Origin of the sequence: Methylobacterium currus (assembly GCF_003058325.1) — a bacterium.
In the GTDB taxonomy this organism is placed as follows: domain Bacteria; phylum Pseudomonadota; class Alphaproteobacteria; order Rhizobiales; family Beijerinckiaceae; genus Methylobacterium; species Methylobacterium currus.
The window spans coordinates 3,581,787-3,603,323 of sequence record NZ_CP028843.1; the positions used below are offsets into that span (position 1 = coordinate 3,581,787).

At 71.2% G+C, this 21,537-nt stretch carries 21 protein-coding genes; 11 read left to right on the forward strand and 10 right to left on the reverse strand.

Going from position 1 to position 21,537, the window contains the following annotated elements:
* The 5 genes from DA075_RS37505 to DA075_RS16700 all read left to right on the forward strand — a co-directional run bounded on the left by DA075_RS37505 (window position 1) and on the right by DA075_RS16700 (window position 5,554).
* Entirely contained in the window at window positions 1–1,017 is a 1,017-nt protein-coding gene (locus DA075_RS37505) for a glycoside hydrolase family 5 protein (protein ID WP_164712358.1), read from the forward strand.
* Window positions 1,018–1,025: 8 nt separating this feature from the next.
* Window positions 1,026–2,201 (forward strand): glycosyltransferase family 4 protein, encoded by a 1,176-nt coding sequence (locus DA075_RS16685; RefSeq protein WP_244936158.1) that lies wholly within the window; start codon window positions 1,026–1,028, stop codon window positions 2,199–2,201.
* A 274-nt stretch (window positions 2,202–2,475) separates the two neighbouring features.
* A complete protein-coding gene (locus DA075_RS16690; protein ID WP_099954190.1) occupies window positions 2,476–2,667 on the forward strand; it encodes a hypothetical protein in 192 nt (63 codons plus the stop codon).
* A gap of 4 nt (window positions 2,668–2,671) precedes the next feature.
* Window positions 2,672–3,139, forward strand: coding sequence for a YaiI/YqxD family protein (locus tag DA075_RS16695; RefSeq protein ID WP_099954191.1), 468 nt, complete (start codon window positions 2,672–2,674; stop codon window positions 3,137–3,139).
* Window positions 3,140–3,220: 81 nt separating this feature from the next.
* Entirely contained in the window at window positions 3,221–5,554 is a 2,334-nt protein-coding gene (locus DA075_RS16700; RefSeq protein WP_099954192.1) for an FdhF/YdeP family oxidoreductase, read from the forward strand.
* A 329-nt stretch (window positions 5,555–5,883) separates the two neighbouring features.
* On the opposite strand, the gene DA075_RS35985 is transcribed toward DA075_RS16700, so the two are convergent.
* From DA075_RS35985 to DA075_RS16720, 4 genes are all read right to left on the reverse strand, one after another.
* Complete coding sequence (locus DA075_RS35985; protein WP_123834305.1) at window positions 5,884–6,441, reverse strand: hypothetical protein; 558 nt, start codon at window positions 6,439–6,441, stop codon at window positions 5,884–5,886.
* Between the two features lie 44 nt (window positions 6,442–6,485).
* Window positions 6,486–6,710: a hypothetical protein gene (locus DA075_RS16710; protein ID WP_174800096.1), complete on the reverse strand. Its 225-nt coding sequence runs from the start codon at window positions 6,708–6,710 to the stop codon at window positions 6,486–6,488.
* 61 nt (window positions 6,711–6,771) lie between these two features.
* The gene (locus tag DA075_RS16715) at window positions 6,772–6,975 is read right to left on the reverse strand and encodes a hypothetical protein (protein WP_099954194.1); all 204 of its coding nucleotides are present in this window, start codon (window positions 6,973–6,975) and stop codon (window positions 6,772–6,774) included.
* Window positions 6,976–7,043: 68 nt separating this feature from the next.
* A complete protein-coding gene (locus tag DA075_RS16720; protein ID WP_099954195.1) occupies window positions 7,044–7,793 on the reverse strand; it encodes a MauE/DoxX family redox-associated membrane protein in 750 nt (249 codons plus the stop codon).
* Window positions 7,794–7,864: 71 nt separating this feature from the next.
* On the opposite strand from DA075_RS16720, the gene DA075_RS16725 reads away from it, so the two are divergent.
* The gene (locus DA075_RS16725; RefSeq protein WP_099954196.1) at window positions 7,865–8,287 is read left to right on the forward strand and encodes a MerR family transcriptional regulator; all 423 of its coding nucleotides are present in this window, start codon (window positions 7,865–7,867) and stop codon (window positions 8,285–8,287) included.
* 5 nt (window positions 8,288–8,292) lie between these two features.
* On the opposite strand, the gene repB is transcribed toward DA075_RS16725, so the two are convergent.
* Together repB and repA are read right to left on the reverse strand one after the other, a co-directional pair.
* Entirely contained in the window at window positions 8,293–9,426 is a 1,134-nt protein-coding gene (repB, locus tag DA075_RS16730; protein ID WP_099954197.1) for a plasmid partitioning protein RepB, read from the reverse strand.
* Window positions 9,423–10,631, reverse strand: coding sequence for a plasmid partitioning protein RepA (gene repA, locus DA075_RS16735; protein ID WP_099954198.1), 1,209 nt, complete (start codon window positions 10,629–10,631; stop codon window positions 9,423–9,425). Before repA ends, repB begins: the two co-directional genes overlap by 4 nt.
* Window positions 10,632–11,285: 654 nt before the next feature.
* Between repA and DA075_RS16740 the strand changes: the two genes are divergently transcribed.
* The 5 genes from DA075_RS16740 to DA075_RS16760 are packed head-to-tail and all read left to right on the forward strand — an operon-like array spanning window position 11,286 to window position 17,189.
* On the forward strand, window positions 11,286–11,540 hold the full coding sequence (locus DA075_RS16740) for an acyl carrier protein (protein ID WP_099954199.1): 255 nt from the start codon (window positions 11,286–11,288) through the stop codon (window positions 11,538–11,540).
* Window positions 11,537–12,781, forward strand: a complete 1,245-nt coding sequence (locus tag DA075_RS16745) for an acyl-CoA dehydrogenase family protein (RefSeq protein ID WP_244936160.1) — start codon at window positions 11,537–11,539, stop codon at window positions 12,779–12,781. Before DA075_RS16740 ends, DA075_RS16745 begins: the two co-directional genes overlap by 4 nt.
* Window positions 12,781–13,758, forward strand: a complete 978-nt coding sequence (locus DA075_RS16750; protein ID WP_099954200.1) for an amino acid--[acyl-carrier-protein] ligase — start codon at window positions 12,781–12,783, stop codon at window positions 13,756–13,758. The genes DA075_RS16745 and DA075_RS16750 overlap by 1 nt, the downstream gene beginning before the upstream one ends.
* Window positions 13,759–13,765: 7 nt before the next feature.
* Entirely contained in the window at window positions 13,766–14,752 is a 987-nt protein-coding gene (locus tag DA075_RS16755) for a DUF1839 family protein (protein WP_099954201.1), read from the forward strand.
* Between the two features lie 7 nt (window positions 14,753–14,759).
* Window positions 14,760–17,189 carry a glycosyl hydrolase 2 galactose-binding domain-containing protein gene (locus DA075_RS16760; protein ID WP_099954202.1) on the forward strand — a complete coding sequence of 810 codons (2,430 nt, stop codon included), beginning with the start codon at window positions 14,760–14,762 and terminating at the stop codon, window positions 17,187–17,189.
* Window positions 17,190–17,296: 107 nt separating this feature from the next.
* Here the strand turns inward: DA075_RS16760 and DA075_RS16765 are convergent, their stop codons facing one another.
* The 4 genes from DA075_RS16765 to DA075_RS16775 form a co-directional block, all read right to left on the reverse strand.
* Entirely contained in the window at window positions 17,297–18,277 is a 981-nt protein-coding gene (locus DA075_RS16765; protein ID WP_099954203.1) for a catalase family peroxidase, read from the reverse strand.
* 109 nt (window positions 18,278–18,386) lie between these two features.
* Window positions 18,387–19,058 carry an aminotransferase class I/II-fold pyridoxal phosphate-dependent enzyme gene (locus DA075_RS38145; protein WP_276330937.1) on the reverse strand — a complete coding sequence of 224 codons (672 nt, stop codon included), beginning with the start codon at window positions 19,056–19,058 and terminating at the stop codon, window positions 18,387–18,389.
* Window positions 18,947–19,561 carry an aminotransferase class I/II-fold pyridoxal phosphate-dependent enzyme gene (locus tag DA075_RS38150; protein ID WP_276330914.1) on the reverse strand — a complete coding sequence of 205 codons (615 nt, stop codon included), beginning with the start codon at window positions 19,559–19,561 and terminating at the stop codon, window positions 18,947–18,949. Before DA075_RS38150 ends, DA075_RS38145 begins: the two co-directional genes overlap by 112 nt.
* Before the next feature lie 105 nt (window positions 19,562–19,666).
* Window positions 19,667–21,280, reverse strand: coding sequence for an ABC transporter ATP-binding protein (locus DA075_RS16775; protein WP_099954204.1), 1,614 nt, complete (start codon window positions 21,278–21,280; stop codon window positions 19,667–19,669).
* Window positions 21,281–21,537: the final 257 nt, after the last annotated feature.

Consider the following 21,537-nt stretch of genomic DNA (forward strand, 5'->3'; position numbering starts at 1 on the left):
ATGCGCCGCCTCCTCACCCTCTGCTGCCTGATCCTGGCTCTGCCGCCCGCCCCGGCCGCGGCCGCCGCCACCTGCCTGCGCGGCGTCAACATCAGCGGGGCCGAGTTCGGCACCGTGCCGGGACGCTACGGCTTCGATTACCTCTATCCCCCGGCCTCGACGATCGGCCGCTTCGCGGGCTTAGGGCTGACGACGATGCGCCTGCCGATCCGCTGGGAGCGCCTGCAGCCGGCCCTGCGCCAGCCCCTCGACCCGGAGGAGCTCGCCCGCCTCGAAGCCACGGTCTCGGCCGCGACGCAGGCAGGAATGCGCACGGTGATCGACCTGCACAACTACGCCTATTACGGCAAGGCGCGGATCGGCACCGAGATGGTGACGGCGGAGGCCTTCGCCGATGTCTGGCGGCGCCTGGCGCAGCATTTCCGGGGCGATGCCTCGGTGGTGTTCGGGCTGATGAACGAGCCCCACGACATCCCGGCCGATCGCTGGCTCATCGCCGCCAACGCCGCCATCGCGGCGATCCGGGAGGTGGGGGCCAGGCAGCTGGTGCTGGTGCCGGGCTCGGGCTGGACCGGCGCGCATAGCTGGACCGCCGACCTGCCGACCGGCAACAACGCGGCGGTCATGCTCGGCACGGTCGATCCGGGCAACAACGTCGCCTACGAGGTGCACCAGTATCTCGACGCCGATTATTCCGGCACCCATGCCGAGTGCAGCCGGGGCGCCGACGCCCTGCAGGCGGTGGAGCGCCTGACCGGCTGGCTGGCGCAGAACGGGCGCCGCGCCTTCCTGGGCGAGATCGGCGCCCCCGGCAATCGCGGCTGCCCGGAGCGCCTGGCGGCGGTGTTGCGCCACGTCAACGCGAACCCGCAGCAATGGGTCGGCTGGACCGCCTGGGCCGCCGGCGACCTGTGGGCGCCGGATTATCCCCTGCGGCTCGATCCCGCCGGCGCCACCGCCCCGGTCGTGGCCGCGATCCAGGCCGCCGCCCGGGCCAAACCCTCCTGCGAGCCGTGAGCGTCATCGTGAGCGCCCTTGTGAGCCCCCTGCCGAGTTCCGCCGCGCCCCTCTCGATCCTGCACGTGGTCCGGCAGTTCCTGCCCAATCGCGGCGGGCTGGAGGATTTCGTCGCCAACCTCGCCCGCGAGCAGGCCCGCCTCGGCCACCGCGTCCGGGTGCTGACCCTCGACCGGCTGTTCTCGGCGCCCGAGGCGCGGCTGCCGGCGCGGGAGCGCCTGGAGGGGATCGACATCGAGCGGATCCCGTTCTTCGGCTCGCCCCGCTATCCCGTCGCGCCGTCGGTGTTCCGGCATCTCGGCGACGCCGACCTCGTCCACGTCCACGCCATCGACTTCTTCTTCGACGCCTTCGCGCTGGCGCGTCCCCTGCACCGCCGCCCGATGGTGGCGACGACCCATGGCGGCTTCTTCCACACCGGCGCGCATTCGCGGCTGAAGAAGCTCTGGTTCGAGGGCCCGACCCGGATGAGCGTGCGCGGCTACGAGGCGATCGTCGCCTGCAGCGAGAGCGACGCCCGGCTGTTCCAGGGCATCACGCCCGGCGGCGTCCCGGTGATCCAGAACGGCGTCGACCTCGAGAAATTCGCCGGGGCCGCCGCGCCGGAGCCTCGCCGCGCGCTGCTGACGATCGGCCGCTTCGCCCACAACAAGCGCCTCGACCGGCTGCTCGCGACCCTGCAAGCGCTGAACGCCGACGGCGCCGGCTGGCGGCTGCGGATCGTCGGCGTGCCGTCCGACGTCACGCAAGCCGCTCTGACCGCCGAGATCGACCGCCGGGGGCTCGCCGGCGCGGTCACCCTGCATACCGGTCTCGACGCCCCGGCGGTCCGCGGGCTGATCGGGCAATCGAGCGTGTTCGTCTCGGCCTCGCAATACGAGGGATTCGGGATCGCGCTGATCGAGGCCTTGAGCGCCGGCCTCGTCCCGGTGGCCCATCCCAACGACGCCTTCGCCTGGCTGAAACAGCGCCATCCCTCGATCACGCTGACGGATTTCGCCGATCCCCACGGGGCCGCCGCGGCGATCCGCGACGCCTATGACCGCCTGGAGCGCGGCGCGATCCTGCGCGGCGCGGAGGACCTGTCGGACTACCGCTGGTCGAGCGTCGCGGCGCGCTACGTGTCGGTCTACGAGGCGGCACTCGCGGGAAGCGGGCAGGTGGTGGCCGCCACGGCGGCGTAAGTGGTGTCGGGCAAAGTGCGGGACGCACCCGATCACCCCTCCCCCGCAGGGGGGCGGGTGCGCCCCGCCGTTCTCCCCTCGTCAACACACCGTTAACCCTCATCCGCGACCCTGGCCTTGCCGCGCCGGCTGACGCCGGGGCGGCGAGAGCGGCGATCCGGCATCAGCCCCCCTTCCAGCGCCGGGTCGCCGCCCTCCCCTCCCCTGCCCGGCAGCTCACCGCGACGCACCGGATCGTGCGATAAGCGTGCGAGATCCCTGCACAAGGATGACAATGCATCTCGTCGTGACCGCTCACACCGCCAACGGCCCGCTCTCGCACCAGCGCACCTCGCCGGAGGACGCCCTGGAGAAGGCGCAGGAACTTGAGGCCGAGGGCCACGACCACGTCGTCATCACCGACATCACCGGCCGGGACTACGCGCCGCCGGAATTCGACAGCCTGTTCCTCAACCCGGGCCGCTGACGCCATGTCCGCGATCACCGTCTACGTCGACGCCGATGCCTGCCCGGTCAAGGACGAGGTCTACCGCGTCGCCGGGCGGCACGGCGCGCATGTCGTGGTGGTGGCCAACAGCTTCATCACCATACCCCGCGAGCCGTGGATCGAGCGGGTGATCGTCTCCGACAAGCTCGACGCCGCCGACGACTGGATCGCCGAGCGGGCCGGGCCGCTCGCGGTGGTCGTCACCGCCGACATTCCCCTGGCGAGCCGCTGCGTGAAGGCCGGGGCGAGCGTGCTCGCGCCCAACGGCAAGGCCTTCACCGATTCCTCCGTCGGCATGGCGCTCGCCACCCGCGACCTGATGCAGTCCCTGCGTGAGGCGGGCGCGGTGACCGGCGGCCCGAAGCCGTTCTCCCCGAAGGACCGCTCCGCCTTCCTCGGCGCCCTCGACCGCGCCCTGGTCCGGCTGCGGCGCAACGCCCAGGGCGGCTGAGGCCGGTCCCTTCGAACTTCCCCATGTCCTGCGGGTTCCTTGTCGGCGGCGACCCTTCGCCTGCCGTATGGGAGAGCCAGCATGTCGGTCGAGGAGAACACGGTCCATTACGACAGCCCGGCCGGCGGCTGGGGTTCGGTCCGCGGCATCGCCGAGGTGTTCGGCAAGGAATGGGCGACGCCGCTCGCCACCGAGACCCTGTTTCGCCAGAACAAGCCGAAAGGCTTCATGTGCGTGTCCTGCTCCTGGGCGAAGCCGGCGAACTACCATCCCTTCGAGTTCTGCGAGAACGGCGCCAAGGCGACCCTGTGGGAGCTGACGACCCGGCGCTGCACGCCGGACTTCTTCGCCAAGCACACGCTGACCGAACTGCGCGGCTGGAGCGACTACGAGCTCGAGCAGCAGGGCCGCCTGACCCATCCCCTGCGCTACGACCGCGCCAGCGACCGCTACGTCTCCTGCGGCTGGGACGAGGCCTTCCGGGCGATCGGCTCGGAGCTGCGCCTGCTCGATCCGACATCGGTGGTGTTCTACTCCTCGGGGCGGGCCAGCCTCGAGACATCGTATCTCTACGCCCTGTTCGCCCGGCTCTACGGCAACAACAACCTGCCCGATTCCTCAAACATGTGCCACGAGACGACCTCGGTGGCGCTCAAGAAGGTGATCGGTGCCAGCGTCGGCACGGTCGTGTTCGATGACCTGTCGAAATGCGACGCGATGTTCTTCTTCGGCCAGAACACCGGCACCAACTCGCCACGGTTCCTGCACCCGCTGCAGGAGGCCTCGAAGCGCGGCGTCAAGATCATCACCTTCAATCCCGTCCGCGAGCGCGGCCTGGAGAGCTTCACCAATCCGCAGAGCCCGGTCGAGATGCTGACCCGCAAGGCGACGCCGATCAGCGCGCAGTACCATCAGGTCCGGCCCGGCGGTGACATCGCGGTGATGCTCGGCCTGTGCAAGCACGTCTTTGCCGCCGACGACGCCGCCAAGGCGAAGGGCACCCGCGTCCTCGACACCGACTTCATCGCCCAGCACACGACCGGGCTGGAGGCCTTCGAGGCGAAGGTCCGGGCGACCCCCTGGGAGGAGATCGAGCGCGAATCCGGAATCAGTCGCGCCGACATCGAGGCGGCGGGGCAGGTCTATGTCGAGGCCGAGCGGACTTGCGCCTTCTACGGCATGGGGCTGACGCAGCACGTGCACGGCTTCGAGAACGTCGCGATGGTCGTCAACCTGCTGCTGCTCAAGGGCAATATCGGGCGCGACGGCACCGGCGTGTCGCCGGTGCGGGGCCACTCCAACGTGCAGGGCCAGCGCACCGTCGGCATCTCGGAGAAGCCGGAGCTGGTGCCCCTCGACCGCTTGGCCGAGCAATTCGGCTTCGAGCCGCCGCGGGCGAAGGGCGTCAACACGGTCGAGGCCTGCGAGGGCATCCTGTCGGGCAAGGTCCGGAGCTTCATCGGGCTCGGCGGCAACTTCGTGCGGGCGATCCCCGACCAGGACCGGATGGAGAAGGCCTGGACCGGGATGCGCCTCACCGTGCAGGTCGCGACCAAGCTCAACCGCTCGCACCTCGTCAACGGCGAGATCGCCTACCTGCTGCCCTGCCTCGGCCGCACCGAGGAGGACCGCCAGGCCACCGGCCCGCAGGCGGTGAGCATCGAGGACACGTTCAGCTGCATCTACGGATCGCTGGGCCGCCGCACCCCGGCGAGCGACTTCCTGAAGTCCGAGGTCGCGATCGTGGCGGGGCTCGCCAAGGCGACGCTGGCGCCGAACCCGAAGGTGCCGTGGGACGCCTGGGTCGGCGATTACGGCCTGATCCGCGACGAGATCGCCAAGACCTACCGGGAAGAGTTCCACGACTTCAACGACCGGCTCTGGATTCCCGGCGGCTTCTACCGCGGCAACTCGGCCCGCGAGCGGATCTGGAAGACCGAGAGCGGCAAGGCCGAGTTCACCGCGCCGGAGGTGATGTCGGCGACCGGCTTCTCCGACGAGCCCGGCCGCTACCGGCTGATCACCATGCGGTCGAACGACCAGTTCAACACCACGATCTACGGCTACAGCGACCGCCTGCGCGGGATCGAGGGCACCCGCGACGTGCTCCTGATGAATCCGGGCGAGATCCGCCGGGCGGGCTTGAGCGACGGTCAGGTCGTCACGCTCGTCAGCGATGCCGGCGACGGGATCACCCGCGAGGTGACGGGTCTCACCGTGACGCCGTTCTCCCTGCCGGATGGATGCCTGGGGGCCTATTACCCGGAGATGAATCCCCTGATGGCGCTCTCGCACCACGACATCGAGTCGGGGACACCGGCGGCGAAATCGGTGCCGGTGCGGATCCGGGCGGATGCGGGTGGCCTGAAGACGAACCGGCGCGAGCCGACCGGGCACGCGGCGCATCCGATCTGACGGCCGACCGGCACCGTCATCGTGGGGTCGGGTGGGGGCTACGGGTCCCCTCCCCTCCCAGCCGCCTGCGCATCAAAATGCCAGATGCCCGCGAATGACGCACAATTGTGCTTGTGCGGGCATGAAACGCCGGGTACCACTGTGATCACAGACACGACATAGGTCGCCCTCGAGAGCGGCCCGAAGTCTGGGGAGGAAGGCCCTCGTTGAGGGCGAGCACCGCCGCGACGCCATCGCGGCGGTGCTTGTTTTTGTCCCCTATTGGGTCGGGCGGGGCAATCCGGCCAAAAGGACAAGGCTTCAAGGACAAGGCTTCGGCCGTCCGCCGGTCACACCTCCCCGCGGCCCGTCAGCCCGAAGCGGTCGAGCAGCCTCAAGACGGTCAGGATCGTCAGGCCGAACCCCGTCGCGAGTGCGAGCAGGGTGAGCTGCGCCCCCCCGGCGACGATGACGGCGGAGGCCGCGAACCGGAGGCTCGCCGCAATCGTCAGGCACTTCCAGGTGACGCCAGCGACGACCGTCCCGGACGAGCGATACCAGCGGTCGTTGAAAACGACCGCTGGTTCCGTTCTCGAATTTCCGTCAAGCCCATGGCTTGAAATAGGAAATTCGAGATGGACCGATGCGTCAGCGTCCTGGGCCATCGGTGTGCGGCCGATCGCCTGCGCCGGTTCCGTGGTCACCTGCACCGGATCATCCACAGCGGATCGGCATTCCCACCTTCCCGGCACACCACCACGTAGAGGCTGAGCGCCGAGGTCGGGGCGACGGCCGAATTCAGGGCGACGAGGGCGTGGATGCGCGCAGCCCTTGCCGCGCCAATCGCGCCCGAATCCGGGCAGCAGACCGCTCAGGGTGGCGGCGCGGCGCTCGACGATCTTCCCCAAGGGTCTTCCCCAAGAGTGAAGGCCGCGTCGTCGCGCGGCATGGCTCAGGCCCCCTGCCCCGGCTCCGGTGGGTCCGGGAACGGCGTCCAATGGGTGAACGCGTCCGGCGCGTAGCCGTACTCGGTGGTGGCGACGTGCCAGGGCCGGCCATCCCCGGCCCGCCCGGGATCCCAGCGGATCACGGCGCGCCGGTCCGGCTCGTCCCGGTGGATGGCGATGATCCAGCGCCCATCCTGGGGCGCGCGATCGATGGGCCTCCAATCGGTCATCGGATGCTCCCGCGGCGAGTGCCTGTACGGAAACAACGCGCCCGGCCCGCCGCCGTTCGCCTCAGCGCGGCGCGTCGCCCCGCACCAGGCGCTCGCCCGCCTCGCATTCGCGGAGGTAGGTCGCGCGGTTGTCGCCGGTGATCCCATCCTGATCGGCCTTGGCCTCGCAGACCCGGCGCCCCTCCGCGGGAGCCGGATCGGGCGCGGCCTGGGCGCTCGCGGCGGCGGGCGTCAGGAGAGCGAGGGTCAGGAGAACGTGGCGCATGGCAGGCCTCGATGCGGGCGGATCTGCCCGATCCATCGTCGCGCCCGCCCGATGGTTCCCTGCCCCGGTCAGAGGGCCATCGCGGCCATCCACACGGCCATCGCCACCATCATCAGGTTCTCGGTGAGCGACACGAAGCCGAGCGGCACGTTGCTGCCGCCGCCGACGCAGGCGCATGTCAGCTCGCGCCGGTCGAGATAGACCGCCTTGAACACCGAGACCGCGCCGATCCCGCCGATGACGAGGGCCACCGGAACCGACAGCCAGGTCAGCACCCCGGCGGCCATCAGGAGGCCGGCGAGCGCCTCGGCGTAAGGGTAGATCGAGGCGTAGGGTACCCAAGTCCGGGCCAAAAGGTCGTAGCCGAGGAACATGCTGGAGAAGGTCTCGACGTTCTGCAGCTTGAGGATCGCCAGCACGCACATGCTGAAGGCGATGAACCATTCGCCCGCCCTGACCGTGAGCGGCGTGCCGTAGGCCGCCTGGCTCGCCGCCAGGGCCATCAGGGCCGTCATGCAGAAGACTGCGGCGACCGGGCGGTAGCTCACCGCCTTCGGGTCGGGCACCGTCCGGCCGAGGCGGCGGCGCAGGTCGTCGTAACCGCCGACGCGCTCGCCGGCGATGAAGACCTGCGGCGTGGTCGTCACCCCATGCTCGGCCTTGAAGCGGTCGGTCGCCTCGCGGGTGGTCAGGGGCCGGTCCTCGACCGTGTAGCCAGCCTGTCGGAGCAGGTGGCGGGCCTTCAACCCGTAGGGACAGACATGGGTGTCCGTCACCATGCGGTAGAGCGTGGCTGTGCGGGTGGGCAAGGAGCTCATCGGGCGACCTCGTCTCGTGTCAACGGGAGGCCCGAGGGCGTAGCATCCGTACCATGCTACGGAGTCAAGCCATGTCCATTCCGAGGACGACGTCCAACCCGAGGACGGCCGACCTGACGATCGCCGGCCTCGCCCGCGCCGGCGGCGTCGGGGTCGAGACGATCCGCTACTATCAGCGGCGCGGGCTGCTGCCGGTGCCGGCCCGGGCCGGCGCCATCCGGCGCTACGGCCCGGAGGAGGTCCGGCGCCTGCGCTTCATCCGCTCGGCGCAAGGCGCAGGCTTCACCCTCGAGGAGATCGCCGAACTCCTGGCGCTCGATGCAGGCGAGGACCGGGCCCGGGCGCGGGAACTCGCCCGCTCCCGCATCGACGCCCTGGAGGCCCGGATCGCCGAGCTGAGCGCGGCCCGCGACGCCCTCGTCCGGCTCGCGCGGGCCTGCGGCGCGAGCGAGGCCGGACCCTGTCCGATCATCGCCGCCTTCGAGCCGGAGTGACGGCGTCAGGGCTTGGCGCGGCCGGCCCGGTAGGCGGCCAGGATCTCCGGCAGCCGGTCGAGGACGTAATCGGCGAGGCCGGGCTCCAGGGTCTCGTCGAAGGACAGGGCGACCCGGTCGGGCGTGCGCTCGATCCGGGCGATGAAGCGGCCGGCCTCGTCGCTCCAGAGCTGCGGTGCCGGCCGCTTGGCGGCGGGGGGCGCCAGCGCGTTCAGCACAGCCGTGAAGCGCTCGTTGGTGGGCTTTGCCTGAAAGCCCGGATCGGCGATCAATCCGGCGATCCGGCCGGCCTGCGCCGCCTTGATCCGCTCGGCGAGGAGCATCCAGCGCGGCCGCCCGGCGGCCGGGGCCGGGCCGATCGCCCGGACGATCTCCGCCGGAACCGTGCGGGCCACCGAGATCAGGGTCGAGAGGTCGCCCTTGCCGACGCCCATCGCGGCGGTGATCGTGGCGCGGGGGAAGCCGTGCTCCTCGAGCCGCAGCGCGAAGAAGGCCCGCTCGATGTAGCTCAGGTCCTGCCGCTCCAGGTTCTCCTTGCCCTGCGCCACCACCAATTCGGCATCGGTGAGCGGGCGCACCACGGCGCGGACGGGCCGGGCGAGGCGCCGCGCCGCCTGGATGCGGCGGCGGCCATAGGCGACCTGATAGCGCTCCGGGCTCGACGGGTGCGGCCGCACCAGGATCGGTACCTGCTGGCCGCTCTCGCGGATGCTCTCGACGAGGGCCGGAAGGCCCGGATCGTTGGCATCGGCCACCCGGTCGGCGATGAAGGAATCGTCGATCCGGTCCGGCTCGATCTCGATGACGACGGTGCCGGCCTCGATCTCCGCCGCGGCGTCCGCCCGGGCGGCCAGCCCCCGCAGGGTGCTGCTCATCGCCCGAACCGCGCCGCTGCGGTTGCGCTCGGGGACGCGGGGCTCCTGGGCGCGGGGCTCCTGGGCGCGTGGCTCCTGGACATGGGAATCCGGGGCGCGGGGGTTTGCAGCTGCAAACTCCGACTCGGACGGGGTCACGTTTGCAGCTGCAAACGCCTCGGGCTCCGGCGCCGGGGCGGCCTCGGGGTCGGAGGCTGGCGCCGGCTGCGGCTTGGGGAGTGGCTTGGCGCCGAACAGCGCGTCGAGGTTTGACTTGCGGCTCATGGCCGGCCCCAGGCACGGCGGATCAGGCCCTCGATCTCGCCGTTGACGGCCTCGAGCGATTCGAGCGCCCGGTCGTAGGTCGAGCGGGTCACGCTCTCGCGGCCGATCTCGTAGAGGGTCTGCTTCGACAGGCCGGCGTCGGAGACCGCCGAGGATTTGAGCATCGGCGCGGTCAGCACCGCGTCCTCGAACAGGGTGCGCAGCATGCCGACGATGCGCGTCTGCGGCGCGTCCTGCTGCTCGTAGCGGGTCACGAGGTAGCGCAGCCAGTCATATTGCAGCCGCCCGCCGGATTCCGCCACGACGCCGAGCAGGTCCTCGGTCATCGCCAGGAACTGGCTCATCGAGGCGACGTCGAGCATCTGGGGATGAACGGTGATCAGCAGCGAGGTCGCGGCGCAGAGCGCCGAGAGGGTCAGGTAGCCGAGCTGCGGCGGGCAATCGATGACGACGACGTCGTAATCATCGGCCACCGTCTCGATCGCGTGGGCGACCCGGTCGAAGAACAGGGGCTCGCCGGCCCGGCGGCGGCTCAAGGCCCGCGGCGTCTCGTGCTCGAACTCCATCAATTCGAGGTTGGCCGGCACCAGGTCGAGGCCGGTGAAGTAGGTCGGGCGCACCACGTCGCGCAGGGGCTTGGCGTCGTCGTAGCGGATCGCGCCGTAGAGGGTCTCGTCGGTCCCGACATCGAGCTCGGGCTGCACGCCCATCAGGGCCGAGAGGCTGGCCTGGGGATCGAGGTCGATGGCGAGCACGCGGTAGCCGCGCAGCACCAGGGACTGGGCGAGATGGGCGGTGGTGGTGGTCTTGCCCGATCCGCCCTTGAAGTTCGCGACCGCCACGACCTGCAGGTGCTCGTTCGCGCTTCGCCGGGGCTGGTAGCGCCGGCCACCCCGCGTGTTCTCGTCGAGATAGGTGCGCAGGCCGTGGATGTCGGCCAGCGTGTAGGAGCGGCGCCCGTTGGCCGAGACCTCCGGCTGCGGCCCGAGCCCGTCGGCCGCGAGCTGCTGCAGCCGCGACACCGTCACGCCGATGATCCGGGCGGCCTCCGTCGAGGTGAAGCGGCGCAGGCCCTTGGCGGCGGTGGGCGGAAACAGCCCCGAGGAGATCGCCTGCAACTGCGCGCGAAGCGTCGCCGCATGGGCGCCGATCATCGCCGCGGGTGCGACCGGAGCAGGGGGGAGCGGCGGCTTATGCTGATTCATCCTCGCAGACCCTGTTTGCAGAAAATTCGCCGGTTCGGCGTTCAAACTGCAATTGGCCCGTTCCGAAGCCGATTCGCAATCGGCGGCGCAGGCCCTGCACAAGCCCCGCGCAAGCCTGGCGCGCCGCCCGCGCACGCCGGCAGCGCGACCCGGCGGCGGGGCAGGGGGGATCATGGGGCTGCCCCTCCACCCGAAGCGGCAGCGGCCTCACCGGACGGGCCCGCTTCCTACCTCGAAATGGGGCGGTGCCGGCCGCTTCATCGCGCGTCCCGCCGGCGCTAGGGTCCGGATCGGCGCCGCGACGGACTTCCAAGGCACTTCCATCAAGGCACTTCCACCACGATCCACCCGTGGCGCGACCGCCACCGGACGGCGACCGACGCGAGGGTCTCTCGCGCGCGGCAGGCCCCATCCGCTCCCGACGAAATCCGTAAGCTTGACGGAAACTTGTCCCCGCACGGGTTCTCCGATTTGCGAGCCGTTAAGCTGTTCAGAGTTTAGTGTCTCCCATCCACTCGGATCGACCGCTCCGCCCCGCAGTGGATCGGATCTTTCTCTAAAATAGACATCCGAAAATTTACCAAACTTTGTCCCCGAGATTGCATTCTCATCTGCCGGATGCGACTCGTGTCTCACACAGGAAGGTGGTGCCTCATGGTCGAGATCTCTGACATCCGGGACGTGCTGACGTCGCTGGACGCACTCAAGGGCGTGGTCGACACCCTGTCGGACGACGACGACCTGTTCGAGAAGGGATTGGACTCCTTCGGCTCGGTGCAGCTGATGCTGGCCCTCGAGGAGCGGTTCGACATCGAGTTCCCGGATTCGGCCCTCAGCCGGCGCTCGTTCTCGACCATCCGCATCATCCGGGACACGGTGTCCGGCCTTCGCCAGCAGGAGGCCGCATGAACATGCACGTTGAGGTCGCGGCGACGGTGCCCGTCGCGGCGGCCGTCCCGGTCGCGGCGGCCCCGGCCGGCGGCCTCGACGAACGGGCCAAGCGCGTGGCGGACGAAGCCGCCCGCTACGCGGACGCGGTCGACCGCGAGGGCCGGTTCCCGGCGGAGGCGGTCGCCGCCCTCAAGGCCGAGCGCCTGCTCGGCATCCAGGTGCCCCGCTCCCTGGGAGGGGAGGGGGCCTCGATGAGCGAGATCGCCGAGCTCTGCGCCATCCTCGGGCGCGCCTGCTCGGCCGCCGCCATGGTCTTCGCGATGCACCACATCAAGCTCGCGAGCCTCGTCACCCATGGCCAGGACAGCGCCTGGCATGGCGCGCTGATGGAGCGGATCGCGGGCGAGCAGCTGCTCATCGCCTCCTCGACCACCGAGGCCGGCATCGGCGGCGACCTGCGCAACAGCCTCTGCGCCGTCGAGGCCCAGGACGGGGCAGACGGCGCCACCTTCCGCCTGACCAAGGAGGCGAGCGTCATCTCCTACGGTGCGCAGGCCGACCTGATCCTCGCCACCGCCCGCCGCCACCCCGGGGCCGCGACCTCCGACCAGGTGCTGGTGGCGCTCCTCGCCGACCAGATCACCCTCGAGCGGACCAGCGTGTGGGACACGCTCGGCATGCGCGGCACCTGCAGCGACGGCTTCCTGCTCAAGGCCGAGGGCCTGCCGCTGGCCCAGGTGCTGCAGAAGCCCTTCGCGGAGATCGCCGCGCAATCGATGCTCGCCGCCTCGCACCTGCTCTGGGGCAGCGTGTGGTTCGGGATCAGCAGCTACGCCGTCGACCGTGCCCGCGCCTTCGTGCAGGGCGAGGCGCGCAAGAAGCCGGGCCAGGTGCCCCCCGGGGCGCTCCGCCTCGCGGAGGCCGCCAACGAACTCCAGGCGATGAAGAGCACGATCGTCGCCGGGCTCGCGCGCTACGAGGCCGCCAAGGGCGATCCCGACGCGCTGAGCGCGATCGGCTTCTCGATCATGCTCAACAACGTGAAGACCACCGTCTCCGCCCAGGCCGTCGACATCGTGCAGCGCGCCCTCTCGGTGGTCGGCATCGCGGGCTACAAGAACGGCACCCCGTTCAGCCTCGGCCGGCAGCTGCGCGACGTCCTGTCGGCGCCGCTGATGATCAGCAACGACCGCATCCTCTCCAACACCGCCAACCTCCTGCTGGTGCAGAAGGGCAGCGGCAAGCTCCTGAGCGCGTGATGGACCAGAGCCTCTCCTCCGATCTCCTGCCCGCCGCCGACGAGGCGATCACCGATGCGGGCTCTGCGGCGCCCGCGCCGCGCTCGTTCCTCGACCGCCTGTTCGACCGCGGCCTCCTGATCCGCACCGGGGTCGACGGGCTCTACGGCCGCTCCGGCGCCTTCGAGAGCGTGGTCGAGGCCCTCGACCGGCTGGTCTCGCGCATCGGCGGGGCCGACGGCGCCGAAGCTTTGCGCTTCCCGCCCGGCATGGCGCGGTCCAGCTTCGAGCGCAGCGGCTACCTCAAGGGCTTCCCGCACCTCGCCGGCACGGTGCACAGCTTCTGCGGCAACGAGGCCGACCACGCCCGGCTGCTCGCCTGCCTCGATGCCGGCGAGGACTGGACCGCCAAGCAGGCCGCGACCGACATCGTGCTGACGCCGGCCGCCTGCTACCCGCTCTACCCCGTCGCCGCCGCCCGCGGCCGGCTCCCGGAAGGCGGGTTGCTGTTCGACCTGCAATCCTACTGCTTCCGGCACGAGCCCTCGCTGGAGCCGACCCGCATGCAGCTGTTCCGCATGCGCGAATACGTCCGCATGGGCACGCCGGAGCAGGTGCTGGCCTTCCGCGAGCTGTGGCTCGAGCGCGGCACCAAGATGATGAGCGACCTCGGCCTTCCGCTCGCCATCGACCCGGCCAACGATCCGTTCTTCGGCCGCGCCGGCAAGATGCTGGCCAACAACCAGCGCGCCCAGGCGCTCAAGTTCGAGCTGAACGTGCCGGTCAACAGCGAGGACAAGCCGACCGCCTGCCTCAGCTTCAACTACCACCAGGACCATTTCGGCACGACCTGGGGCATCCATCAGGCCGACGGCTCGGTGGCCCACACCGCCTGCGTCGGCTTCGGCCTGGAGCGGATTACCCTCGCGCTGCTGCGCCATCACGGCCTCGATCTCGATGCCTGGCCGGCGGACGTGCGCGCCCAGCTCTTCGGCTGAGGCCGCGATGTCGGCCGCTCTTGCGCTCCCGCTCGACACGCCGCGGACGGAGACGTCCGCGGCGCCCCATGCGCCGCACGCGCTCCACGCCCCCGACCGGACCTGGCCGGAGACGAATTGCTACGTCGATCTGTGGATCGAGCTCCTGCACCTGCGGGGTCTCGCGCCCGAGGCGATGCTGGGCTTCACCCTGCGGCAGGATTTCGAGGGCGACCAATTCACCTTCTTCAAGCCGAAACCCGCCGACATCGAGTCGCTTTACGGCCTGGAGATCCTGGAACTGGCACTCTACGAGGACCTGGAGCGCCACTGCCTGGTCCAGACGGCCCGCGGCCTGCCGGTGCTGGTCGAGGTCGACGCCTTCTACCTGCCCGACACGGCCGGCACCACCTACGGGCGCGAGGCCGCCAAGACCACGGTCGCGATCCTGGCCCTCGATCCGGAGCGGCGCCGGCTCGACTACATCCACAATGCCGGCCGCTTCCAGCTCGACGGCGCCGATTACGACGGCCTCTTCGCGAAGGGGCGGCTCCTGCCCTATGCCGAGTTCGTGAAGCCGTGCGGCCCGGCGCTGTCGGAATCCGCGCTGCCGGGCGCCGCCCTGGCGCTCCTGCGCCGCCATCGTGCCCACGCGCCCGGGCGCAACCCGGTCACCGCCTTCCGCGAGGCCCTGGCGGCGAAGCCGGATTCCTTCGTGCAGCGTCCGCTCTCGGCCTTCCATTCTTACGCCTTCAACACCACCCGCCAGCTCGGGGCCAATTTCGAGCTTCTGGGCAGCCATCTCGCCTGGCTGACCGAGGCGGGGGCGGGGCCGCTCGGTGAGGCGGCGGAGGCGGCGACACGGCTCGCGCAGGAGGCCAAGGCGTTCCAGTTCCAGCTCGCCCGCGCCTTCTCCCGCGGCAAGCTCGCCAGACTCCCCGAGCGGCTGTCGGCCGCCGAGGCGACCTACGCGACGGTGTTCGCCGCCCTCGACCGTGCCCTCGCGACGGACTGACCCGCGCATGGCTCGTCTGCGGACCGTCGACCGGACCCTCGACGGTCCGTGGGAGATGATCGTGACCGGACCAGGCGCCTGCGCCGGGCCCGGTGACCTCGACACCCTGTCAGGCTTCGTCCCCGCTCCGGTGCCCGGCACCGCCGCGGGGGCGCTTCGCGCCGCCGGCCGATGGTCGGACCGGGAGCCGACGCCGCTGCACGGCTCCGACATCTGGTATCGTACGTCGCTCGCGGGCCGGGGCCGCGAGATCCTGCGGTTCGAGGGCTTGGCGACGCTCTGCGAGGTCTGGCTCGACGGCCGGCTCCTCCTCACGTCCCGCTCGATGTTCCTCGCCCACGAGGTCGCGGTCGATCTCGATGGCAGCCACATCCTCGCGCTCGCCTTCCGCTCCCTGGCGCAGGATCTCGCCCGGCCTCACAAGCGCGGCCGCTGGCGACCCCAGCTCGCGACGCCCGGCTCGCTCCGCCACGCCCGCACCACGCTGCTCGGCTTCATGCCGGGCTGGTGCCCGGGCGTCGACGCCGTCGGCCCGTACCGGCCGATCACCCGGAGAGGGGAGGGGGGGCGGCCGACCGGGATCGACCTGCGGGCGAGCGTCGAGGACGGGACCGGGATCCTCAGCGTTGGCCTGAGCCTTCCGGAGGCCGGCGGCCCCGTCATGGTGCGCTGCGACGGCCGTACGGCTCGGCTCGCCGAGACCGCGCCCGGCCGGTTCGAGGGCCGGCTCGCGCTGCCGGGCGTCGCCCTGTGGTGGCCGCACAGCCATGGCGAGCCGCGGCTGCACGCCGTCGCGGTCGAGGCCGGCGGCGAGACGTTCGATCTCGGCCGGGTCGGATTCCGCACCATCACGCAGGTCAGTCCCTTCGCGGAGGGCCTGAGCCTCGCGGTCAACGGCGTGCCGGTCTTCTGCCGCGGTGCCTGCTGGACCCCGCCCGACCTCGTCGGCCTGCCGGGCGACCGCGACGCTTACGCCCCGCTCCTTGAACTCGCCGCCGAGGCCGGCATGAACATGCTGCGGGTCGGCGGCACGATGCTGTACGAGGCACAGGCCTTCCACGACCTCTGCGACGAGCTCGGCATCCTGGTCTGGCAGGACCTGATGCTGGCGAATTTCGACTATCCTGTCGACGATCCCGCCTTCCGGGCGGCGCTCGAAACCGAGGTCGCGCAGCTCCTCGACCGGCTCCAATCCTCGCCCTCGCTCTGCGTCGTCGGCGGCGGCAGCGAGGTCGAGCAGCAGGCCGCGATGCTCGGCTTTCCCGAATCGGTCTGGCGGGCCGGGGCGGTGGAGGCGATGCTGCGGGAGGGCGTCGCCGCGCGCCGGCCCGACCTCGTCGTGGTGCCGAACTCGCCCTCGGGCGGCGACCTTCCCTTCTCCACGAATGCGGGCGTGACCCACTATTACGGCGTCGGCGCCTATGGCCGCCCATTCGAGGATGCGCGCCGGGCCGAGGTGCGCTTCGCCTCCGAGTGCCTGGCCTTCGCCAACGTGCCAGAGCCCGTCTCGTTGCGCGAGGCGGGGCTGACCGATCCGCGCGATCCCGCCTGGGGCCTCGTCGTGCCGCGCGACCGCGGCGCCGACTGGGATTTCGAGGGCGTGCGCGACCATTACGTCGGCGCCCTCTACGGCGTCGACCCGGAGCGCTTGCGCCGCGACGATCCGGAGCGCTACCTGATGCTCGGCCGCGCCGCCGTCGCCGAGGTGATGGAGGCGACCTTTGCCGAGTGGCGCCGCGCGGGCTCGCTCACCGCCGGCGGCCTGGTCTGGCTCCATCGCGACCTCGCGCCGGGGGCGGGCTGGGGCGTGGTCGACGCCGCCGGGCGGCCGAAATCGGCCTGGTACGCCCTCAAGCGTGCCTTCCGTCCGGTCCAGGCCGTGCTCTCGGACGAGGGATTGAACGGCCTCCACGCCCATCTGCGGAACGAGACCGCCGCGGCGATCGACGCCACCCTCGCGCTCACCTTCACCACCGCCGCTGGCAAGGTCGCCGCCAAGGCGGAGCGGGCCCTGTCGCTCGCACCCCGCGAGGCCGTCACCCTGTCCTCGGCCGCCCTGCTCGGCCGCTTCTTCGACGCGACCGCATCCTATCGCTTCGGCCCGGCCGCGCACGCCCTGGCGCATCTGCGGCTCGCCCGCGCCGACGGGACGCTGCTGGCCGAGGCCTTCCATCATCAGGCCGGCCGGGATGCGACGCCGCGGGAGATCGGCCTCTCCGCCGCTCTCGTCGAGGACCGGGACGGCGTCGTGCTGCGGGTCGCGACGGCGCAGCACGCCCTCGGGGTGCATGTGGTGCTCGACGGCGAGGGACGCCCGTCGGACAACTGGTTCCATCTGGCGCCGGGGGGAGAACGCCACCTCGCGCTGACCGGGACGGGAGGGCGGCCGAGCGGGATGGTACGGGCGGTGAACGGGAGCGGGGCGGTGCGGTTCTGAGAACCCAGCCGCCGCCCCGCCGTTGCGAGGGCGCGCCATCGTGGCCGTCGCCATGCCTCGATCGGCAGCGGGCCGACCTTTTCGCCAGCTCCGGGAGGGGCCTCGTCTCAGTTCGACCGCCGTGACAGCGACACCGCGTAGGCCGGCGAGCGGATCGCGAACATCGGGTCGTCGGCCGGGCCGGCAATGCCCACGGGCAGGTCGACCACAGGGTCGAAGGTGGCGGCGTCGCAGGTGGCGTCGGGCTCTATTCCCGCGATCGCCAGGGTGCCGAGCGTCTTCGTCCTGCGCTCGTCCTCCGGCCAGGTCGCGGTGACGTCCGTGGTCGGGTCGTCCGGCTCGGCCAGGATCGCCACGAGATCGAACCGCGCCGGGCCCCGGGCCAGCCGCTCCTTCAGTTCGTCGGCGTAGAACGCGTCGGGCTTGGCCTTCAGCTCCTCGTCCGAGAGGGTCGCCTTGTCGGCGGCGACGAACTTCAGCTTGGCCTTCGTCGTCTCGCCCCTGGCGTTCGTCAGCGTGTAGGCGTGCACCGCCCAGTAATCGGTGCCCGCGAAGCTTGCCGGCACCGGTCGCGCGTTGAGCCACGCCGCCTGGCGGCCGGTCTCCGGGTTCTGCGCGGCGAAGGCCTTGATCGCCTCGGCATTCGGCTTGCCGTCCGGCCCCGGCACGCGGACCTTGAGGAATTCGAGGAGCTGCGCCGGCGTCTTCGTCGAGAAGACCGGGGCGGAAATGACCACGAAGGTCATGTCGCCGGCTGGATCCATCATCCGCATCGCGAAGCCGCGGGTGGTCGGCTTGGTCTTGTCCGAGATCTTCGGGTTGCCGCCGCCCATCGAGAAGCGGGCGGTGACCGGCACGGGCTTGGCGAACTGGGGTGCCTTCGACAGGGTGGCCGCGTCGGGGGCGGGCGTGAAGCTGCCCTTGAGGCAGACGCCCTTGGCGCCGCTTGCGCGCACGCCCTTGTGGTCCCCGCTGACGGCGAATTGCAGGGCGACGATCGCGCCGGGATCGGCCTCCTCGGCCTGCACGGGCGCGACGAGACTGGCCAGCACGGCGGTGCTGGCCAGGAGGGAGAAGGACCGGATCATGGAGGCGTTTCCTCGGGATTGCCGAGGGGCAGTTTGAATTGCGTGCAACTTTATTGCAAGTCTGATTCCAATCTGTACCTGGATCGTTTCCCGCCGGTGACAGGCCGGATCAGGCTGCCCGCCGGAACGCGGCGACCGCCACCGCGAGGCGCCGCATCCCCTCGTCCAGCCGCTCCGGCTTGTTGAGGGTGAAGTTGATCCGCATCCCCCGCCGGTTCGCCCCGGCGGCGTCGAAGACGCTGCTCGGCGCGTAGCAGATCCCGGCCGCCAGGGCGTGCGGGAGCAGTGCGTCGGTGTCGAGGGTCAAGTCCCTGGCGGTCGCCCAGACGAACATGCCGCCGACCGGCACCTCCCAGTCGAACCACGCGGACAGGTGGGCGTCGAGGGCGGCACAGAGCGCGTCCCGGCGCGCCCGGTAGAGCGCGATGACGGAAGGCCGGATCGCCTCGATCAGGCCGGTCTCGATCGCCGCGAGGGCGATGCGCTGCGTCAGGCCGCTGGTGCACAGGTCCGACCCCTGCTTGGCGAGCGTCAGCGCCTCGATCATCGCCGGCGCCGCGACGATCCAGCCGATGCGCAGGCCGGGCGCGATCTCCTTCGAGAGCGTGCCCATGGAGACGACCGGGCCGGCATAGGGCTTCCCCGGCGCGGCTTGCGCCGACAATTCGATCAGGCGCGGCAGCGGCGCCCCGTCATACTGCAGGGTGCCGTAGGGATCGTCCTCGACGAGCCAGGTGCCGGTGTCGTGCGCCGCCGCGACGAGGGCCCGGCGCGTCTCCAGGCCGACGAGGCGTCCGGTGGGGTTCGAGAAGTTCGGCACCGCGTAGGCGAATTGCGCGCCCGTGAGCGCGGCGCGCGCGGGCGCCAGGCATCGAGGGCGCCGAGATAGGTCGGGTATTGGCCGGCGATCAGCCCGCCTTCCTCCAGGAGCACCTTCCCCACGAGGTCGAGGGCCTGCATCCCGGAGGTGGTCACCAGCACGTTGTCGTGCGTCAGCGGCAGCGCCGGCGAACTGAGGCGCCGGGCGAGGGCGTGCCGTAAGCGCGGCAGCCCCTCGACCGGCCCGTAGCCCAGGACCTCGTCCGGATGCTCGGCGACCGCCCGGCGGGCGATCTCGGCGAGGCCGTCGGTGGGGTAGATGTCCGGGTCGGGCAGGCCGCCGGCGACGTTGATCAGGTCGGGGATGGCGCCGGCGGCGAGGAAGGTCCGGGTGATCTGGTTGGTGGTGCCCATCCACCGGGCGAAGGCCGGCCGTGGGGCGGGGAGGGGGGAGGACGGCACCATGGCGGCAGGCTCGCGGGGTTCGGGTGGGGACGCCCGGGCGTGGGGGGCGGACGATCCGCGCGGATCGACCGCCGGGCACGGGCGAGGTGTGGGCGATCTCGCCCCTCACGCCGTCTCGGCGAACAGCGCGCCGGGCACCGCCGCCAGCAGGCTGCGTGTGTAGGGATGCCCGGGTGCCCGGAACAAGGCCTCGGTGCGGTTCGTCTCGACGATCTCGCCCCGGTGCATCACGGCGATCCGGTCGCAGATCGCCGCCGCCACGCGCAGGTCGTGGGTGATGAACAGCATCGCGATGCCGAGGCGCTGCTTCAGGTCCTCCAGGAGCGCCAGCACCTGCGCCTGGACCGAGACGTCGAGGGCCGAGACCGCCTCGTCGGCGACGAGCACGTCCGGCTCCATGGCGAGCGCCCGGGCGATGCCGATGCGCTGGCGCTGGCCGCCCGAGAAGGCGTTCGGGTAGCGCTCGGCGGCGCTCGGCGGCAGGCCGACGAGGTCGAGGAGCTCGCGCGCCCGGGCCCGCGCCTGGCGGGACGGGGTGCCGTGGGCGATCGGGCCGCCGGCGATGATCTGCTCGACGGTGCGGCGGGGATTGAGCGAGGCGAAGGGATCCTGGAAGATCATCTGGATCCGCCGGCGCTCGTCGCGCAGAGCCGTGGCCTTGAGCGCCGTGAAGTCGAGGCTGCCGAGGCGCACCGTGCCGTGATCGGGCTCGATCAGGCGGATCGCCAGCCGCGCCGTGGTCGACTTGCCGGAGCCCGACTCGCCGACGATGCCGAGGGTCTCGCCGCGGCGCAGATCGAAGCTCACCTCCTTGACCGCCGCCACCACCCGGGGCTTGCCGAGGAGGCCGGCGCGGGTGGCGTAGGTCTTGGCGAGGTTCGCCACTGAGAGGGCGACCGGCGCCGCGGTGATCGGCTCGCGCTGCGGCGGGGTCAGGCTCGGCACGGCGGCGAGCAGCGCCTTGGTGTAGGCGTGTCGGGGGTGGCGCAGCACCGCCTCGGCCGAGCCGGATTCGACCAGCCGGCCGCGCTGGAGCACCGCGACGTGGTCGGCGATGTCGGCGACGACGCCGAAATCGTGGGTGATGAACAGGACCGCCATGTTGCGGCGCTGCTGGATGGTGCGGATCAGCTTGAGGATCTGCGCCTGGGTCGTCACGTCGAGGGCCGTCGTCGGCTCGTCGGCCACCAGCACGGCGGGTTCCAGCGCCAGCGCCATGGCGATCATCGCCCGCTGGCGCTGACCGCCCGAGAGCTGGTGCGGGTAGGCCCTCACGATCTGCTCGGGGTCGGGCAGGCCGACCTCGCGGGCGAGCAAGACCGCGCGCTCGCGCCGCTCCTTGGGGGTGAGGAGGTCGTGGGCCTCGAACATCTCGGCGATCTGGTCGCCGATGCGCATCACCGGGTTGAGCGCCGTCATCGGCTCCTGGAAGATCATCGCGATCCGCCGGCCGCGCAAATGCCGCCAGGCGCGCTCGTCGAGGCGCAGCAGGTCCCGGCCCTCGAACCGGATCTCGCCGCCCGCGACCTTGAGCGAGCGCGGCAGGAGGCCGGTGAGCGCGTAGGCGCTCATCGACTTGCCCGAGCCCGATTCACCGACGACGCAGAGGATACGCCCCGGCATCAGGTCGAGGCTCAGATCCTCGACCGCGTGCGGCCGGTCGGCGCCCCGCGGCAGGGCGAGGGTCAGGTTGCGGATCTGGACGATCGGTTCGCTCATCTCTGGCCCTTTCGCGCCCGAGGGGCGGGCTGATGCAATCGGATGAAGCCTTGTTCGAGACTGTTGTCAGGGTCTCGACGGCATTCATGCCCTCCGCGTCATCCCGGGGCTCGGCGCAGCCGAGAACCCGGGATCGATAACCGCTGACGGCACAGGACAAGGCGGTCAGCGTTCCACTTCATCCTGAAGCGTCGGCGGATATGGATCCCGGGTTCCGCTGCGCGGCCCCGGGATGACGCAGAGGATGTCATACCGCC

What these genes read in the sequence shown, in the direction of transcription:
- DA075_RS16715 (WP_099954194.1), bottom strand. Translation starts at nt 6,975, where the DNA reads ATGCGCCACGTTCTCCTGACCCTCGCTCTCCTGACGCCCGCCGCCGCG.
- DA075_RS16725 (WP_099954196.1), top strand. Translation starts at nt 7,865, where the DNA reads ATGTCCATTCCGAGGACGACGTCCAACCCGAGGACGGCCGACCTGACG.
- repB (WP_099954197.1), bottom strand. Translation starts at nt 9,426, where the DNA reads ATGAGCCGCAAGTCAAACCTCGACGCGCTGTTCGGCGCCAAGCCACTC.
- DA075_RS38150 (WP_276330914.1), bottom strand. Translation starts at nt 19,561, where the DNA reads ATGGTGCCGTCCTCCCCCCTCCCCGCCCCACGGCCGGCCTTCGCCCGG.
- DA075_RS16690 (WP_099954190.1), top strand. Translation starts at nt 2,476, where the DNA reads ATGCATCTCGTCGTGACCGCTCACACCGCCAACGGCCCGCTCTCGCAC.
- DA075_RS16750 (WP_099954200.1), top strand. Translation starts at nt 12,781, where the DNA reads ATGGACCAGAGCCTCTCCTCCGATCTCCTGCCCGCCGCCGACGAGGCG.
- DA075_RS16745 (WP_244936160.1), top strand. Translation starts at nt 11,537, where the DNA reads ATGAACATGCACGTTGAGGTCGCGGCGACGGTGCCCGTCGCGGCGGCC.
- DA075_RS16695 (WP_099954191.1), top strand. Translation starts at nt 2,672, where the DNA reads ATGTCCGCGATCACCGTCTACGTCGACGCCGATGCCTGCCCGGTCAAG.
- DA075_RS16760 (WP_099954202.1), top strand. Translation starts at nt 14,760, where the DNA reads ATGGCTCGTCTGCGGACCGTCGACCGGACCCTCGACGGTCCGTGGGAG.
- DA075_RS37505 (WP_164712358.1), top strand. Translation starts at nt 1, where the DNA reads ATGCGCCGCCTCCTCACCCTCTGCTGCCTGATCCTGGCTCTGCCGCCC.
- DA075_RS16740 (WP_099954199.1), top strand. Translation starts at nt 11,286, where the DNA reads ATGGTCGAGATCTCTGACATCCGGGACGTGCTGACGTCGCTGGACGCA.
- DA075_RS16765 (WP_099954203.1), bottom strand. Translation starts at nt 18,277, where the DNA reads ATGATCCGGTCCTTCTCCCTCCTGGCCAGCACCGCCGTGCTGGCCAGT.
- DA075_RS16700 (WP_099954192.1), top strand. Translation starts at nt 3,221, where the DNA reads ATGTCGGTCGAGGAGAACACGGTCCATTACGACAGCCCGGCCGGCGGC.
- repA (WP_099954198.1), bottom strand. Translation starts at nt 10,631, where the DNA reads ATGAATCAGCATAAGCCGCCGCTCCCCCCTGCTCCGGTCGCACCCGCG.
- DA075_RS16710 (WP_174800096.1), bottom strand. Translation starts at nt 6,710, where the DNA reads ATGACCGATTGGAGGCCCATCGATCGCGCGCCCCAGGATGGGCGCTGG.
- DA075_RS16755 (WP_099954201.1), top strand. Translation starts at nt 13,766, where the DNA reads ATGTCGGCCGCTCTTGCGCTCCCGCTCGACACGCCGCGGACGGAGACG.
- DA075_RS16720 (WP_099954195.1), bottom strand. Translation starts at nt 7,793, where the DNA reads ATGAGCTCCTTGCCCACCCGCACAGCCACGCTCTACCGCATGGTGACG.
- DA075_RS16775 (WP_099954204.1), bottom strand. Translation starts at nt 21,280, where the DNA reads ATGAGCGAACCGATCGTCCAGATCCGCAACCTGACCCTCGCCCTGCCG.